The sequence below is a fragment of the Acinetobacter rudis genome (genome assembly GCF_000829675.1).
GTDB lineage: Bacteria > Pseudomonadota > Gammaproteobacteria > Pseudomonadales > Moraxellaceae > Acinetobacter > Acinetobacter rudis.
The window spans coordinates 1-15,499 of the sequence record NZ_BBRX01000083.1; the positions used below are offsets into that span (position 1 = coordinate 1).

Annotated in this window: 14 protein-coding genes; 13 read left to right on the forward strand and 1 reads right to left on the reverse strand. The window is 43.4% G+C overall.

Going from position 1 to position 15,499, the window contains the following annotated elements:
- Positions 1–137: 137 nt before the first annotated feature.
- A complete protein-coding gene (locus Aru01_RS16145; RefSeq protein ID WP_016657331.1) occupies positions 138–494 on the reverse strand; it encodes a hypothetical protein in 357 nt (118 codons plus the stop codon).
- A 764-nt stretch (positions 495–1,258) separates the two neighbouring features.
- On the opposite strand from Aru01_RS16145, the gene ndhC reads away from it, so the two are divergent.
- The 13 genes from ndhC to Aru01_RS16210 form a co-directional block, all read left to right on the forward strand.
- Positions 1,259–1,807, forward strand: coding sequence for an NADH-quinone oxidoreductase subunit A (ndhC, locus tag Aru01_RS16150; RefSeq protein WP_016657330.1), 549 nt, complete (start codon positions 1,259–1,261; stop codon positions 1,805–1,807).
- Between the two features lie 6 nt (positions 1,808–1,813).
- Positions 1,814–2,491, forward strand: a complete 678-nt coding sequence (locus Aru01_RS16155; RefSeq protein ID WP_016657329.1) for a NuoB/complex I 20 kDa subunit family protein — start codon at positions 1,814–1,816, stop codon at positions 2,489–2,491.
- 81 nt (positions 2,492–2,572) lie between these two features.
- The gene (gene nuoC, locus Aru01_RS16160) at positions 2,573–4,360 is read left to right on the forward strand and encodes an NADH-quinone oxidoreductase subunit C/D (RefSeq protein WP_016657328.1); all 1,788 of its coding nucleotides are present in this window, start codon (positions 2,573–2,575) and stop codon (positions 4,358–4,360) included.
- Positions 4,361–4,375: 15 nt separating this feature from the next.
- Positions 4,376–4,885, forward strand: a complete 510-nt coding sequence (gene nuoE / locus Aru01_RS16165; RefSeq protein ID WP_016657327.1) for an NADH-quinone oxidoreductase subunit NuoE — start codon at positions 4,376–4,378, stop codon at positions 4,883–4,885.
- Entirely contained in the window at positions 4,882–6,216 is a 1,335-nt protein-coding gene (nuoF, locus tag Aru01_RS16170; protein ID WP_016657326.1) for an NADH-quinone oxidoreductase subunit NuoF, read from the forward strand. The genes nuoE and nuoF overlap by 4 nt, the downstream gene beginning before the upstream one ends.
- A gap of 11 nt (positions 6,217–6,227) precedes the next feature.
- Positions 6,228–8,912 (forward strand): NADH-quinone oxidoreductase subunit NuoG, encoded by a 2,685-nt coding sequence (gene nuoG, locus Aru01_RS16175; protein WP_016657325.1) that lies wholly within the window; start codon positions 6,228–6,230, stop codon positions 8,910–8,912.
- A gap of 2 nt (positions 8,913–8,914) precedes the next feature.
- On the forward strand, positions 8,915–9,931 hold the full coding sequence (gene nuoH / locus Aru01_RS16180) for an NADH-quinone oxidoreductase subunit NuoH (RefSeq protein WP_016657324.1): 1,017 nt from the start codon (positions 8,915–8,917) through the stop codon (positions 9,929–9,931).
- 16 nt (positions 9,932–9,947) lie between these two features.
- Entirely contained in the window at positions 9,948–10,484 is a 537-nt protein-coding gene (nuoI, locus tag Aru01_RS16185) for an NADH-quinone oxidoreductase subunit NuoI (RefSeq protein WP_016657323.1), read from the forward strand.
- Complete coding sequence (nuoJ, locus tag Aru01_RS16190) at positions 10,481–11,011, forward strand: NADH-quinone oxidoreductase subunit J (RefSeq protein ID WP_016657322.1); 531 nt, start codon at positions 10,481–10,483, stop codon at positions 11,009–11,011. The genes nuoI and nuoJ overlap by 4 nt, the downstream gene beginning before the upstream one ends.
- Complete coding sequence (nuoK, locus tag Aru01_RS16195) at positions 11,011–11,319, forward strand: NADH-quinone oxidoreductase subunit NuoK (protein WP_016657321.1); 309 nt, start codon at positions 11,011–11,013, stop codon at positions 11,317–11,319. The genes nuoJ and nuoK overlap by 1 nt, the downstream gene beginning before the upstream one ends.
- The gene (nuoL, locus tag Aru01_RS16200) at positions 11,316–13,208 is read left to right on the forward strand and encodes an NADH-quinone oxidoreductase subunit L (protein WP_016657320.1); all 1,893 of its coding nucleotides are present in this window, start codon (positions 11,316–11,318) and stop codon (positions 13,206–13,208) included. The genes nuoK and nuoL overlap by 4 nt, the downstream gene beginning before the upstream one ends.
- Positions 13,209–13,215: 7 nt before the next feature.
- On the forward strand, positions 13,216–14,820 hold the full coding sequence (gene nuoM / locus Aru01_RS16205) for an NADH-quinone oxidoreductase subunit M (protein ID WP_171068175.1): 1,605 nt from the start codon (positions 13,216–13,218) through the stop codon (positions 14,818–14,820).
- Between the two features lie 3 nt (positions 14,821–14,823).
- Positions 14,824–15,499 (forward strand): proton-conducting transporter transmembrane domain-containing protein (locus Aru01_RS16210; protein WP_303621053.1); only part of this gene is annotated, 676 nt, incomplete at its 3' end.

Consider the following 15,499-nt stretch of genomic DNA (forward strand, 5'->3'; position numbering starts at 1 on the left):
GTCTTATGACGTGTATAAGTACCCTGTTTAGGGGTACTTATCGAAAAAAGCACCTTAATTGGTGCTTTTTTTTGTCTTAAAATTTTATAAAGTCGTATTATTGTGTGCTTAAGCAACAGCTCATGTGTTGTTGGCTTTTAGCTGGGTGAGCTTGCATTGGGTTCAATAATGTTATGGCCGGTATTGAGTGCTTGGACTGCCTCTGGATTAAATGTTAAATGTAAAATATGTTTTTCGGCATCAATATGGTGTTCTTGGATAATACGCATATCACCTTGTAAGGTCTCAACTCGATATTCATCTGCAATATTTAAGATACTGTCTAAATTAATCGTAACAGATGCCTGGTCTTGCTGAAAAAGCTCATGTAGGTGCTTGGTATAAAAGCTAGCTTCTATATCCTGGGGGTGTTGTTTTATATGTTTCTCAAGATGTCTAACGAACAGCTGTGCAAAGAAATAATAGTCTGCTTTGTGAGTGTATTCGAGATTCATCGTATGTACTCTCCTTATTGTTTCTTTTATAGATTGATGATGAAGTGGTCAGAATACAATAAAAATTATTAACTAATTGTATAGAGTTAATTAAAAAAATAAGCAGTTTTAGCTGTGCTATGAATGTTCATGAAATCATCAGCATGGTGATATGAAATATAGAACAAGGTTATTTGATTTAAGCGACTCAATTTCAATAGTGATTAACTTACCACGAATTAGCTGTGGTGGAGTTTTGTAGGATTGTATTTTTAATATTTCGACAAGTTGGCTTACTGCTTGATCTCGGTTAAAGATAGACCAACTTTTCTCCTACCTAGATTGGCATTGAATAGGGTGGGGCGCAACAATCAAGATTTGCTTTGTCAGACTTGTGTTGTTGAGTGACCTATATCAATCAGGGAATGAAAAGAGGGTAGAAATGAAACTTTGTCGAGAACAATTCCAATTTAGCAAGGAAATGCGAGTAAAAATACTACGGAGCTTTGTTTTTGCTCAAGTATTGCAGGATAATCTTTATTTGAAAATAAAATCATTAATGGTGAAATGATTTGTTTAGTCGATCACCCGTGTCGGCAATCACTGTAATTAGAGTCAATTGTGAGAGCGTCTAAGTAAATCATCCTAAAGACTTAGACTTATGAGCTAGCAAGAGAAATCATAAATCAGGTACAATTGACAGGATTTATTTTATGTTTGGTGTATTTCGAGGCCAATACATACATTCTTTGTTAATAATTAGGCCTGCCAGGAGTTATCCCCGCATGAGTGCCATTACTCCATACGATTGGGCAATCATAGCCTTCGTGATCGGCGTGACATTTTTGTGTGTCTTTATGCTTACAGTCCCTTTACTCCTTGGGGGTAAAGCTTGGGGGCGTGCTAAGCAAGAGCAGTTCGAGTCGGGCGTCGTCGGTGCCGGTGGTGCACGTATTCGCTTGTCTGCAAAATTCTATTTGGTTGCAATCTTCTTCGTCGTCTTCGATTTAGAAGCACTATATCTTTATGCGTGGGCAACATCCGTGCGTGAGGTCGGTTGGATTGGATTTGCAACTGCTGCAGTATTTGTTTTGGTTTTACTTGTTGGCTTGGTTTATGAGCTTTCAACTGGGTCGCTGAATTGGGCACCATCTGATCGTCGTAGAGCAGCAGGAATTAAAGCCAAAGTTGGTACGCCAAATATGGATCTTGCAGAAATCACTCGTTTTAACTCGATCGAAGAGTTGGTAACTGACCCTACAGGTCAAATTCCCGCACAATCTTCTGGTCGTGTTAAAGAAAAAACACCAGCTATGTCTTTTGAAAAGGAGTAACTCGGGATGAAATATACATTGACCCGTGCGAATCCGAGTGCTGATCAGTATCCGATGCAAGAACGTCAAGTGGTAAGCGATCCACTACAAGAAGAAGTGAACAAAAATGTGTTCATGACTCGTCTTGAAGATGTTATGCATAATGTTGTGAACTGGGGACGTAAAAACTCAGTTTGGCCATTCAACTTCGGTACTTCATGTTGCTACGTTGAATATGCAACGACCTTAACCGGCGTGCATGATATGTCGCGTTTTGGTGCTGAGGTTATTCGTGCTTCGCCACGTCAGGCGGATTTGATGATTGTTGCAGGGACTTGCTTTGTTAAAATGGCGCCTGTAATTCAACGTCTATACGAGCAAATGCTTGAACCAAAATGGGTAATTTCCATGGGTGCTTGCGCAAACTCAGGTGGTATGTACGATATTTATTCTGTTGTACAGGGTGTCGATAAAATTATTCCAGTCGATGTCTATATCCCAGGTTGCCCGCCACGTCCAGAAGCGCTGTTACAAGCTTTAATGTTGTTACAAGACCAAATTCAGTTAGAGCGTCGTCCACTTTCTGCGGTTATTGGTGGTGATTTACAACCAATCTATAAACCAAAAATGATGCCTGAACGTGATCGTAAAAACGCAGAACGTATTGCTGTGAAAAATTTACGCTCTATGGATGAGATTGAGTAATTTCTCGGGGAAGTGAAGACGATCTGATCGATCGACTTATCTGAGATAAACAAAATTTGTATTAAATAGGAAGCCAAGCCAATGGCTGAAACTGAAATTGCTATGCCAGAGTCAACTCCAGTTGATTCACGCCCAGCATTTGCCATTGTAGAGGATCTCAAAGCCAAGTTTGGCGAGAACTTCTACGTGCAAGCGACTTGTGAAGACTTTCCAACAGTCTGGGTTGAACGTGCTCGCGTACAAGATGTTTTGATGTACCTACGTACTGTATCACGTCCATACGTGATGTTATTCGACTTGTCTGCGGTCGACGAGCGTTTAAGAACGCATCGTGAAGGTCTGCCAGCGTCAGACTTTACCGTGTTTTATCACTTGTTGTCGCTAGAGCGCAATAGTGATATTCGTATCAAAGTAGCATTAAGCGAACAAGATTTGAGTCTGCCTACCGCGACAAATATCTGGCCAAATGCGAACTGGTATGAGCGTGAAGCATACGATATGTTCGGCATCGACTTTGCTGGGCATCCAATGCTACGTCGTATCTTGCTTCCAACTTATTGGGAAGGCCATCCGTTACGTAAAGAATATTCTGCACGTGCAACGGAATATACGCCGTATATGCAAGACCAAGCTAAACAAGACTTTGAACAAGAACATCTGCGTTTTGTACCCGAAGATTGGGGTCTAACACGCGGTAATAAAGATGAAGACTTTATGTTCTTGAACTTAGGTCCTAACCATCCATCTGCGCACGGTGCATTCCGTGTGATCCTACAGTTGGACGGTGAAGAAGTGAAAGACTGTGTACCTGATATCGGTTATCACCACCGTGGTGTGGAAAAGATGGCTGAACGTCAAACATGGCATTCATTTATTCCTTATACAGACCGTGTAGACTATCTTGGTGGTTGTGCACAAAACATGCCATACGTTATGGGTGTAGAGCAGCTAGCGGGTATTACTGTACCTGACCGTGCGCAATGCATCCGCGTGATGTTGTCTGAATTATTCCGTATCAATAACCACTTGTTATTTATCGGTACTGCGATTCAGGATGCGGGTGGTATGACACCAGTATTCTATATGTTTGCTGACCGTCAAAAGATCTATGATGCAATCGAAGCCATTACTGGTTTCCGTATGCACCCAGCTTGGTTCCGTATTGGCGGTACTGCGCACGATCTACCTAATAACTGGCAAAAACTCATTCGTGAAATTCTCGAATGGATGCCAAAACGTATGAACGAGTACTACACTGCAGCGTTACGTAACTCAGTATTTATGGGCCGTACACAAAAAGTTGCTCAATATGATGCAAAATCTGCATTGGCTTGGGGTGTAACAGGTACAGGTCTACGTGCGACGGGTATTGATTTTGACGTACGTAAATATCGTCCATACAGTGGTTATGAAAACTATGATTTCGAAGTGCCTTTAGAATATGAAGGTGATGCTTATGCACGTGTTATGGTGCATTTCCATGAAATCAATCAATCACTGAAAATTGTGAAACAATGTTTGGATAACATGCCTTCTGGTGCTTATAAAGCAGATCATCCATTGGCAGTTCCACCACCAAAAGACAAAACACTACAAGACATTGAAACTTTGATTACGCACTTCTTAAGCGTGTCATGGGGTCCTGTAATGCCTGCTGGTGAAGCATCTGTAATGGCGGAAGTGGTGAAAGGGGCAAGTAACTACTACATGACCTCTGATAAATCTACAATGAGTTATCGTACACGTATCCGTACTCCAACATTTACTCACTTACAGCAAATGCCATCCGTGATTAACGGTAGTTTGGTCTCTGACTTGATTATTTATTTGGCGACCATTGATGTGGTAATGGCTGACGTGGATCGTTAAGGGGATACAAGTATTATGATGATTTTGACGGATAGAAAGCCACGTGTGAACGTTGAAGGGATTTTGACTCAAGAAGAGATCCATGACATTCAACATCACATTGAGCATTACCCATACTCACGTGCTGCGTCGTTAGATGCATTGAAATGTGTACAACGTCGCAATGGTTGGGTGGATGACGCTCAGATGAATGCCATTGCCCAGTTGCTCAATATCAGCTTGGCTGATCTTGAAGGTGTGGCAACATTTTATAACCGTATTTACCGTCAGCCAGTAGGTCGTCACGTGATTTTATTATGTGACTCAATCGCTTGCTTCTTGATGGGTGCGGAAACTTTGGCCGAAGCATTCCAACGTGAGTTGGGTATTCAGTATGGTCAAACCACAGCTGATGGTCGTTTCACTTTGTTACCAATTTGCTGCTTAGGAAATTGTGACAAGGGACCAACCCTTATGATTGATGAAGATACTCACGGATTGGTTGAAGTGTCTTCGGTTAAACAGTTGTTGGAGAAGTATGTATGAATACTGAACCAAAACCGATTTATGGCGACGGTAACCCAGAAACACATCCACTGACTTGGCGTTTAAGTAAGCAAGAGCATGTACGTGGTGCTGATGACTATGAAGCACTCGAAGGCTATGCGGGCTTTAAAAAAGCCATCACTATGCCGCCAAAAGACGTGCTTGAAGTGATTAAAGCTGCAACTGTAAAAGGTCGTGGCGGTGCGGGCTTCCCAGCAGGGATCAAATGGTCTTTGATGGCGCCTAATGACAACTCAGGTCCACGTTATCTGATTTGTAATGCCGATGAAATGGAGCCAGGTACTTTTAAAGACCGTCTGTTGATGGAAAAACTTCCTCATCAGTTGATCGAAGGGATGCTGATTGCTGCCTATACGCTTGAAGCGACTCAAGGTTATATCTTTATTCGTGGCGAATACATCGAAGCAGCGCAATACTTAAATGAAGCCTTAGATCAAATTCGTGCTAAAGGTTACTTAGGTGACAATATCTTAGACACGGGTTGGAACTTCGAACTGTATGTACATACAGGCGCAGGGCGTTATATCTGTGGTGAAGAAACTGCTTTGATCAACTCGCTTGAAGGGCGTCGTGCTAACCCACGTACTAAACCACCATTCCCACAAGTTGCTGGGGCATGGGGTCGTCCAACGATCGTGAACAACGTAGAGACTTATAACAACTTACCAGCAATTATGTTGCGTGGCCCTGAGTGGTACATCAACCTTTCTGCAGGCAAATCTAAAGATCCAGGCACAAAAATTTACGGCGCGTCAGGCAAAGTAAAATTCCCAGGTCTTTGGGAATTACCTTTTGGTACGACTGCACGTGAAGTGATTGAAGATCATGCGGGCGGTATGCGTGATGGTCTAAAACTTAAAGCATGGTTACCAGGTGGTGCATCAACTGACTTCTTAGCAGCTGAGCACATTGACTTGCCTATGGATGCAGAAAGCATCATGAAAGCAGGTTCGCGTTTAGGTACATGTTTGTTGATGGTTGTAGACGAAACTCAATGCATGGTTTCTGCAACACGTAACTTAGAAGAATTCTTTGCACGTGAGTCATGTGGTTTCTGTACGCCATGTCGTGACGGCTTGCCGTGGGCAGTTAAAGCACTAAAAGCACTTGAATCTGGTGAAGGTAAACAGGAAGACATCGACAATCTACAGGAACTTACTCGTAAGTTGTGGATTGGTAAAACTTTCTGTGCACACGCACCGGGTGCGATGGAGCCACTCATGGGCGCACTCAAACATTTCCGTCATGAATTTGAAGCAAAATTGAAAAATAGTTCAGTTGCTGCAAATCAGAACGTAGAACAAGCTTAAGGAATTCGACTATGGCTACCATTCATGTCGATGGAAAATCGTATGAAGTCAATGGCTCAGAAAACTTGCTACAAGCATGTTTGAGTCTAGGCATCGACATCCCGTATTTTTGCTGGCATCCCTCCTTAGGTTCTATTGGTTCATGCCGTCAATGTGCGGTGACTCAATACGCAAACCCTGAAGATACACGTGGTCGTTTGGTGATGTCATGTATGACACCAGCATCTGACAATACATATATTTCGATTGAAGACAAAGAAGCAGTTGACTTCCGTGCTTCGATCGTTGAATTGCTTATGACGAACCACCCACACGACTGTCCAGTCTGTGAAGAGGGCGGTCACTGTCATTTGCAAGATATGACTGTCATGACACAACACGATCGTCGTCGCTATCGCTTTACTAAACGTACTCACCATAACCAAGAGTTGGGTTCGTTTATTTCGCATGAGATGAACCGTTGTATCGCATGCTACCGTTGTGTACGTTATTACACAGACTATGCAGGTGGTACAGACTTTGGTGTATATGCCAATGCTTCTCGTGTTTACTTTGGTCGCCCAGAATCAGGTACTTTAGAGTCTGAATTCTCTGGTAACTTAACCGAAGTTTGCCCGACGGGTGTATTTACCGATAAAACTCACTCTGCACGCTACAACCGTAAATGGGACATGCAGTATGCGCCAAGCGTATGCCAAGGCTGTTCATCAGGTTGTAACATCTCACCAGGTGAACGCTATGGTGAATTACGTCGTGTAGAAAACCGTTTTAACGGTGAAGTAAACCAATACTTCTTGTGTGACAAAGGTCGTTTCGGCACAGGTTATGTCAACCGTGAAGATCGTCCACGTCAACCACAATTCCGCAGCGGCGTAAATGTTGCTAAAGTCAGTGTTGACCAAGCACTTGATAGCGTGATCGAAAAACTACAAGGCCAAAAAGTCTTGGGTATCGGTTCTCCACGTGCAAGTCTTGAAAGCAACTTTGTACTGCGTGAGTTGGTTGGTGCTGAACACTTCTCAACAGGTATGTCACAAAAAGAGCAACAGTTGGTTGAACTTGCTGCAAGCATTATGCAAAGCGACAAGATTTATAACCCTGGTATGCGTGAAATTGAAAGCTACGACGCAGTGTTAATTTTGGGTGAAGATCTGACTCAGACTGCACCACGTATGGCACTTTCAGTACGTCAAGCGGCGAAAAACAAAGCCAAAGAAATGGCTGCGGAACGTCGTACCCAAGACTGGTTGGCTGAGCCATTGAAACGTATTGCTCAAGATGCAAAATCTCCGATTTATATCTTGGCTGCGACTCAAACACGTTTAGCTGATGTTGCTACAGGTGAAGTTGTTGCATCTCCAAATGATATCGCGCGTTTAGGCTTTGCTGTTGCTGCTGCGGTAAATGGCGAGAGCATTACTGGTTTAGCGGACGATGCGAAAGCGTTTGCCGAACAAATTGCTGCAACTTTAAAAGCGGCGAAAAAACCATTGATTATCTCTGGTACAAGCTTACAAGATCCAGCGATCATGGAAGCTGCGGCTCAAGTTGCACAGAACTTAGGTGGCAATGCAGGCTTAAGCTTGACTGTTCCTGAAGTTAACTCAATGGGTATGGCTTTGTTTGGTGGTTTAAGCCTCGAACAAGCATTTGCGCTTGATTATGATGCAATCGTTGTCGTTGAAAACGATCTTTATCGTCGTTTACCAGGCAAACAAGTTGATCAAGCTTTTGCCAAAGCCAATGATGTGATTGTATTAGATCATAGCCAAACTGCGACAGTTGAGCGTGCGTCTATAGTATTGTCTGCTGCAAGCTTTGCAGAGGGCGATGGTACTGTAGTCAGCCAAGAAGGCCGTGCACAGCGTTATTACCAAGTTTATGATGCCAACTACTACAACCCAGAATACGCGATCAAAGAATCATGGCGTTGGTTGCATGCCATTGAAACAGGCGTGAAAGGTAAGGCGATCAGCTGGACTGTATTGGATGATGTAATTGAGTCTGTAGTACGTAGCGTACCTGTACTTGAAGCAATCCAAGATGTTGCACCTGATGCTGGCTACCGCGTACATGGTTTGAAAATTGCACGTGAACCACGTCGTTACTCTGGTCGTACAGCAATCCGCGCACCATTGTCTATTCATGAGCCAAAACAACCTGTAGATAAAGATTCAGCATTAACATTCTCTATGGAAGGTTATGTTGGGCCACAAGATGCAGCGTCGCTCGTACCATTTGCATGGGCACCAGGTTGGAACTCACCACAATCATGGAATAAATTCCAAGATCAAGTGGGTGGTCATCTTAAAGGTGGTGATGCCGGTGTACGTTTGTTTGACCGTTTACCTAAACGTGCAGCGCGTAGTTATGTTGCGCCAGCCGTTGTAGTTGTCAATCCAGACAGCTTCCGTTTAGTTCCAATGCATCACATTTTTGCTTCAGGTGAATTTACTGCCAAAACACCAGCAATGGAATCACGTATTCCTGAGCCAGTATTTGCAGTTGGCGCACAAGACGCAGAACGTCTAAATCTCACAGATGGTCAACAGTTAACTGTACAAGCAGGCGAATCAAGCATTAGCTTACCTGTACAAGTGATCGAATATTTACCTACAGGTTATATCGGATATCCGGTTGGTCAGGCACCAACGGTTTCACTTGCTGAGCCTGTTTCCATTGCGGTAGGAGCGTGATCATGAATGAAACTATTCGCGCATTACCCACTTGGGCACAAGACTGGCCAACTGCTTATGCAGTGATTCAGGCAATTGTGATCCTGCTGGTGGTGGTGCTTATGGCGGCGTTAATGTCATTTATTGAGCGTCGTTTATTGGCAGTTTGGCAAGACCGTTATGGTCCAAACCGTGTAGGTCCTGGCGGGATGTTCCAGATCGTTGCGGACATGTTGAAAATCATGTTCAAAGAGGACTGGACACCTAAGTTTGCAGATAAATTAACTTTCCGTTTGGCACCAGCAGTTGCGATGGCAACTGCGGTATTGTCATTCATGGTGATTCCTGTAAGCCCAACTATGGGTGTTGCAGATATGAACATCGGTCTATTGTTCTTTATGGCAATGGCTGGGATCGCTGTTTATGCGGTGCTATTTGGTGGTTGGTCATCTAACAACAAATATGCCCTATTAGGTGGTTTGCGTTCTGCTGCTCAAACGATTTCTTATGAAGTCTTCTTAGGTATTTCACTCATGGGTGTGGTGGCAATCGCAGGTTCATTTAACCTACGTGACATCGTTGAAGCTCAGCGTGATGTGTGGTTTATCATTCCACAGTTCTTAGGCTTTATGATTTTCGTGGTTGCTGGTGTTGCTGTGACTCACCGTCATCCATTTGACCAACCAGAAGCTGAACAAGAATTGGCTGAAGGTTATCACGTCGAATACGGTGGTATGAAGTGGGGGATGTTCTTCGTTGCAGAATACGTAAACATCATCCTAATCTCTGCCTTGATCGTGACCTTGTTCTTTGGTGGTTGGTTAGCACCATTTAATTTAGAAATTTCATTTATTCCACCAGCATTCTGGTTTATTGCGAAAACAGCCTTCTTTGTGATGATGTTTGTACTCGCACGTGGTTCATTAATGCGCCCACGTTATGACCAAGTAATGAATTTTGGTTGGAAAGTTTGTTTGCCACTGGCACTGATTAACCTTTTGGTCACAGGTGCTGTGATTCTATTGAATCAAGCAGCTTAGGGCAGCGAGGAAAACTATGTTTAAAATTCTAGCTGGAGTCGGGTCAATTGTTCGCAGTTTGTGGATGGTATTTACCCATGTCACACGCAAGCGTGACACGATCTTGTATCCTGAAGTGCCAGTTCCTGTACCACCGCGTTACCGTGGACGTATCGTCCTTACTCGTGACCCGGATGGTGAAGAGCGTTGTGTCGCATGTAACTTATGTGCGGTTGCTTGTCCTGTAGGTTGTATTTCACTACAAAAAGCAGAAAAAGAAGATGGTCGTTGGTATCCGGAGTTTTTCCGTATCAACTTCTCACGTTGTATTTTCTGCGGTATGTGTGAAGAAGCATGTCCTACTACAGCAATCCAGCTCACACCTGACTTTGAGTTAGGTGAGTACGTGCGTCAAGATTTGGTTTATGAAAAAGAAAACCTCTTGATCTCAGGTCCAGGCAAATATCCTGATTATAACTTCTACCGCGTAACCGGTATGGCTGTGAACGGGAAAGACAAAGGTCAAGCGCAAAAAGAAAGCGCACCTGTTGATGTACGGAGCTTATTACCATGATTTGGCCATTTTATTTGATGGCCATCGTGGCCATCGTTTCGACATTACGTGTAGTGACCAATGCCAACCCGGTACATGCGTTACTCAGTTTAATTGTTTCATTATTGGCGGTGGCAGGAATTTTCCTGACCATCGGCGCACCATTTGCAGCAGCACTTGAAGTTATTGTGTATGCAGGCGCCATTATGGTGTTGTTTGTTTTCGTCGTTATGATGCTCAACTTGGGCCGTGAGACTGAAGAACAAGAACGTAAATGGTTAAGTTCAGACGCTTGGGCCTATCCAGCACTAATGTGCTTCCTAATGGGATTGTGCTTAGTGTGGATGCTCGGTTCTGACTACAGTAACTCTAGCGCTCAAGGTCTAATGATCGGAACACAAATGATCGGTCCTAAAGAAGTCGGTCAAGCACTCTTCACCAAATATTTATTATTGGTTGAAGTTGCTGCCATGTTGCTACTTGCAGCTTTGGTTGCCGCATTCCACTTAGGTAAACGCGATCCTAGTGCAGAAGAGGAGCAACAATAATGGGCAACATACCTTTAGAACATGGTTTGATTGTGGCATCGATTCTATTTGCACTGGGCTTTTATGGTGTGATGGTACGACGCAATCTACTATTTATGTTAATGAGCCTTGAAATCATGATGAATGCTGCAGCGTTAGCATTCGTTGTGGCAGGGAGTGCATGGGGACAACCCGATGGACAAATCATGTTTATCCTGATTTTAACTCTCGCTGCTGCAGAGGCCAGTATCGGTCTTGCGATCGCCCTTCAGTTTTATCATCGCTTCCAACACTTGGATGTGGATGCTGCTAGTGAGATGCGCGGATGAGTTTATTAGCTTTAACTATATTATTCCCCCTCATCGGATTTGTATTATTGGCAGCGGGTCGCAACAAGTTACCTGAGCCAGTCGCTGCAATTATTGGTGTGGGTGCTGTGGGTCTTTCAGCCATAGCTGCACTTTTTGCCGGTTCAAACTTTGTAAATAGTGGCGCAAGCTCACAAGTTGTTCATTTATGGACTTGGTTTAATGTTGGTGGTTTAGCACCAGGCATCAGCTTACACCTTGATGGTTTGTCATTGTTGATGATGGGCATGATCACTGGCGTAGGTTTCCTGATCCACGTATTTGCTTCATGGTATATGCGCGGTGAAGAAGATTTCGCACGATTCTTCTCTTACTTCAACCTATTCGTTGCCAGCATGTTGTTGTTGGTACTTGGCGATAACTTAGCGTTATTGTTCTTAGGTTGGGAAGGTGTAGGTCTTTGCTCTTACTTATTGATTGGTTATTACTACCAAAACCCAGCCAACGGTTTTGCTGCGATTAAAGCATTTACTGTAACACGCGTGGGTGACGTTTTCTTACTGATCGCAATGTTCTTAATTTACCAACAGTTTGGTACTTTACACACAGCGACAATTGTTGAAAATGCACACAGTGTATTGGCAGGGGATCACTCTCTTGCAATCTGGACAGCGTTGATGTTGTTCTTGGGTGCGGCAGGTAAATCTGCGCAAATCCCATTACAAACATGGTTAGCTGATGCGATGGCAGGTCCTACACCTGTATCTGCATTGATCCACGCTGCAACGATGGTAACAGCGGGTGTTTACCTAATTTGTCGTACCTTCACTGTATTTGAAATGGCTCCTGAAGTTCTTCAGTTCATTGCAATTACAGGTGCAGTCACTTTACTTGTTGCTGGTTTTGCGGCATTGGTTCAAACCGACATCAAACGTATCTTGGCTTACTCAACAATGAGTCAGCTTGGTTATATGTTTATGGCTGTTGGTGCAGAAGCTTATCAAGCAGGTCTGTTCCACATGTTATCTCACGCATTCTTCAAGGCATTATTGTTCTTGTCTTCTGGTGCGGTGATCTTGGCTTACCATCACGAACAAAACATCTTCAAAATGGGTGGATTGTTCTATAAAAACAAATTCTTGTTCGCATGTTTTGCCATCGGTGGTGGTGCACTTGCAGCAATTCCATTTGTTACTGTCGGCTTCTTCTCTAAAGATGCGATCTTGGGTGCTGTTTGGGTACAAGGTCAACAAGCAGATCCACTTTATGCTTGCCTCTATTGGGTAGGTGTTGCGGGTGCATTCTTAACTTCGATCTATACTTTCCGTCTGATTTGGGTAGTGTTCTTCGGTAAAGAAAATACGCCGTATCACGAAATCAAAGGGGTGACTTACTGGGCTCCATTGGCAATCTTAGGGGTACTTTCAACAGGTTTAGCTTATTTCCTTAAAGCGCCTGTTGAGAAAGTCCTCAATACAGCCAAAATCCCAGCCTTTAATATTCCTGAAGCGTTGGAAGCTGGTATGCATTCAGCAGAATATACTGCTGTAGGCGTTGCACTGGTTGGCTTGGTTGTAGGTGTAGTGTTATTTGCTTTCGCTTATAAAGCAGTTAAAGCATTTGCAAGCACATCGTTGGGTGCTGGTCTTGCCAATATTTGCCGTAATGCATTTGGCTTTGACAGCTTATACAACATTGTCTTTGTGAAGCCTTATTTACTACTCGCTAAAATCTTTGGTCGCGATCCGATTGATGGTATGTGGTTGGCACTTCCTGCAATTGTTCAGGCGGGTCACCGTTTTGGCAGCGCACGTCAAACAGGTTCATTGCGTGAATACGCTTCAAGTATGGCGCTCGGTGTAGCTGTGATACTAATGATCTTGATCATGCTTCAGATCGTGGGGAAATAACATGGAAATTTCAAACAATTTGATATTACCCGCGCTGATCCTTGTTCCGTTCATTGCTGGTTTTATCTGTTGGCTGGTCGACAAAGTCGACAATCACATGCCGCGCTATATTGCGTTAATTGGTATGGTGATCACTTTTATCCTGACCTTGGTTCTGTGGAACCAAGGGGGCTTTAGTTATACTCTAGGGCAGGCAGTTCCTACTTGGGCTGCTCAGTTTCAATTACCTTGGATTACAAGCCTAGGTATTGATATCCACTTAGCAATCGATGGTCTATCTATCCTAATGGTGGGTTTAACCGCACTTTTGGGTATTTTGGCTGTAGGCTGTTCTTGGGGTGAAATTCAAAAGAATGTAGGTTTCTTCCATCTCAACCTTCTTTGGTCTTTAGGTGGTGTAATCGGTGTATTTGTTGCCATTGATATGTTCTTATTCTTCTTCTTCTGGGAGATGATGCTGGTTCCAATCTACTTCTTGATTGCGATCTGGGGACACCGTGGTTCTGAAAACAAATCACGTAATTACGCAGCAACTAAATTCTTTATCTATACCCAAGTCGCTGGTTTGATCATGTTAATCGGTATCTTAGGTCTAGTGATCGCAGGTTTCGACTTAACCAACAAAATTAGCTTTAGCTATGACCACTTGCTACACGTAGCAAACTTCCTTGATGAAAAATATCCAACGATTGCTTATGCATTCATGGTGTGTTTGTTCATTGGTTTTGCAGTGAAATTGCCAGTATTCCCATTACACGGTTGGTTGCCTGATGCGCATGCGCAAGCACCTACTGCGGGTTCTGTGGATTTGGCAGGTATTTTGATTAAGACTGCTGCTTATGGTTTATTACGCTTTGTAATGCCATTCTTCCCAGCAGCATCTGCACAGTTTGCTGATATTGCCATCATCCTTGGTTTGATTGGTATCTTCTATGGCGCATGGTGTGCATTCCAACAAACAGATATGAAACGTCTACTTGCTTATACTTCAATCTCTCATATGGGATTTGTGGTACTTGCTTTGTACGCGGGCAATATTTTGACCTTCCAAGGTCTGATGATCATGATGCTGGCACACGGTCTATCTTCAGCAGCCTTGTTCATTATGTCAGGTCAGGTTTACGAGCGCCTACATACGCGTGATATGCGTTTGATGGGGGGTATTCGTGGTCAATTGCCATATCTGTCGTTCTTCTTAATGTTCTTTATTGCTGCTCTAGTCGGTATTCCAGGCTTAGGTAACTTTATTGGTGAATTCCTGATCTTGATGGGTTCATTCAGTGCGTACCCTGTATTTACGATTCTTGCTGCAATTAGCTTAGTATTCGCTGGTCTTTATGGCTTGATCCTGATTCATCGCACTTTGTTTGGTACACCAAATGAAGAGCAAAAGCAGCATTATGCCAGCCCACTTAAAGACTTGTCTGCGCGTGAAATTAGCTTGTTGATGATTTGTGTGATTGGTCTCGTTTGGCTTGGTATTTATCCGCAAACATTCCTTGATATTTCTCATTCAAGTATGGCGTGGATTGCCAACAGTTATATGCCTGTGCAAGAAGTGGTAGACACTATGCAACAGGTCGTGACTCAACCCAATGTGGAGATCCAATAAGTCATGAACTTCACACTGTCATTTAATGAACTTATGCCACTTGCACCTGTAATGATCGTCGCTTTGACGGCGATCGTGGTGATGATTTTGACTGCGATCAAACGCAATCATAACTTGGTGGCAACGACTGCGGTCGTAGGTTTAAACCTTGCTTTAGCTTCAATTTTGCTTACTTTATTTGGTGCAACAATTAAGCCTGCAACGGTGATGAATCTGTTTATGGTTGATCCATTTACACTGATTTATCAGGTCATGATCTTAATTGCTGCTTTAGCATGCTGTACATTGTCTCATGCTTATATTGACAGCTATAAGAGTAATCGCGAAGAACTCTACCTATTGATGTTGATCTCTGTTGCAGGGGCAATGTTAATGGTTGCAAGTACACATTTCGCTTCATTCTTCATCAGCCTTGAGTTGATGTCGATTCCAGTTTATGGCTTGTTGGCGTATACCCATCAACGCAGTAAATCTTTGGAAGCAGGTTTGAAGTATTTGGTGCTTTCAGCAACAGCGTCTGCAATGTTATTGATGGGTATGGCATTTGTTTATGCAACTCTCGGTTCATTGTCGTTTGCTGGTCAAATCGACGATATGTTCTGGGCATTGACCAAAGCAGAGTCACCTGAAACGATTATGGCATTACAAGGCTATATGGCGAAGTATGATCATCTTTTAG